The organism is Mycobacterium sp., from assembly GCF_050701675.1.
In the GTDB taxonomy this organism is placed as follows: Bacteria; Actinomycetota; Actinomycetes; order Mycobacteriales; family Mycobacteriaceae; genus Mycobacterium.
Map to the genome: position 1 here is coordinate 1 of NZ_JBOGDD010000485.1, position 1,945 is coordinate 1,945.

The 1,945-nt window shown below is 62.9% G+C and carries 2 protein-coding genes; both read left to right on the forward strand.

The genetic code is table 11. The annotated features are described in order from the left end of the window. On the forward strand, window positions 1-793 hold a 793-nt coding region (locus tag ACRDUX_RS14495; RefSeq protein WP_526414721.1), incomplete at its 5' end, for a helix-turn-helix domain-containing protein. A gap of 261 nt (window positions 794-1,054) precedes the next feature. After that, the coding region (locus tag ACRDUX_RS14500) for a flavin monoamine oxidase family protein (protein ID WP_526414722.1) at window positions 1,055-1,945 on the forward strand (891 nt) is incomplete at its 3' end.

Sequence of the window (1,945 nt, forward strand, 5' to 3'; positions counted from 1 at the left end):
GCTCAAGATGGTCAGCCTGCGCGGGACGCCGCAGAGTTTTTATCGCACCACCCCGATGATCAACAGCGACTCGGGCGACGAATTGATCGTCACCATGATGGTCAACGGCTCGGGCATGCTCGTCCAAGACGGCCGGACGGCTCCACTTGGACCCGGCGAATTCACGCTTGTCGAGAGCAGCAGGCCGTACACGATGGTGTTCCGCGGACCGGCGCGCATCATCGACTTCACGTGGCGCCGGGAGAATGTCAATCTGAGCGAGTGCGAATCATATGAGGCGACGGCCCGAACAATAGGTTCGGATGTGCCGATGGGTCGGCTGCTCTCTCCCATGCTGTTAGACCTCTATCGCGTGGGTGGGGGAATGTCCGAATCCGGCGCCGTCCGGCTTTCCACCGGTATCGCCGACCTAGTTGTCACCGCGGCGCTGGAGCTGAGCCGACCGACCAGCGCCGAGCAACTGTCGCGTCGCCAGTTCGACGACATCATCCGTTTCATCGAACGCAATCTCGAGAATCCCGAACTCACCGCGGAATTGATTGCCGACGCGTTCTTCGTCTCCCCGCGCACGCTGCATCGCGTGTTCGCGCGCCACGGGAAGTCAGTCGCCACTGTCATTCGCGAGATGCGCCTGGAGGCATGTCGACACATGATGCTGTCGCCGGTCGATCGCGGCAGATCCATCAGCTTCATCGCCAGCCAGTTCTGCTTCTCGAGCCTCCAGGTGTTCAGCAGAGCGTTCGCCGCCCAGTACGGCACTCCGCCGAAGGTCTACCGCCACCTCCATCAGTAGAGGTCTCCGCGCCCGCGGACAACGCCACCGCGTATGAGCGATGTGGCCGAGATTGCTAACAGTCCTGTCTTTCACGGTCAAGCCGATCCTTTGAGCGCTGCTTACGCTGCTTCACACGGATCGGCATGGCTCGAACCAGCCGGCTTCCTGAGCAGAGTTGGAGTTGGCAACAGCACGAGTTCATGTTTGGTCCCAATTGCTAAAGGGTGCAGAAGTATTCGGTCATCGCAGCCCTGAAACCGATCGACCACGGAAGTAGAGATGGACACCAACACTGGAGCGTTCGACGCTGACGTGATCGTTGTCGGTGCCGGGTTCGCGGGCGCCACCGCGGCGCGTGATCTGGCAGAACGAGGGCACTCGGTCTTGATCCTCGAAGGCCGGAATCGGATGGGCGGCCGAGCGTACTACCGGCCCTTCGTCGGGACCGCAATGATGCTCGAGATGGGTGGAACGTGGGTCAACCCCCGGTACCAACCCCACATCGCGGCCGAACTATCGCGCTACGACACCGACACCTTCCGCAGCCCAACACCGTCCGAGTACGCCTGGGGCCTGGACGGCGAGGTCATCCGATCGACGATTCCGTTGCCGTCCTCGGAATGGCCGCATCTGGAGCGTGTGCTCGTCGGTATCGCCCACGCGGCCCAGCGCGTGCGATTCCTCAAAGCCCCCATGGGGCAGCCCGGACTCGAGGACCTCGACGTTCCGCTCAGTGAGTGGCTGGATGGTTTCGCGCTGCCCCCGCGGGCACGGGACTTCGTCATGGCGTGGCCCAGCTTCTACATGGGGGTGGATCCCTCTGAGGTTTCGGCACTTCACTTCCTCACATGGACAGCGGGTTTCGACAACAGTGCTGTTGCATACCTGACCGAGCTCACCGACAAAGTGTCAGGTGGCACGGTCGGTCTGGTTGAGAAGATGATCACCGAGTCCGGCGCCCATGTTCGCCTTGACACCAACGCCGTTGCGGTAACGCAGGATACGGATACGGCCCGAGTGCGGACCGGGGCCGGCGAGGAACTGCGAGCCCGCGGCGTCGTCGTCACCGCTCCGGTCAACACCTGGCACGCCATCGACTTCGAACCCGCCCTGACCGGTGCCTACGCGGCGATGGCGGACGAGGGGCAGCCCGCCCACACGGTCAAGGTC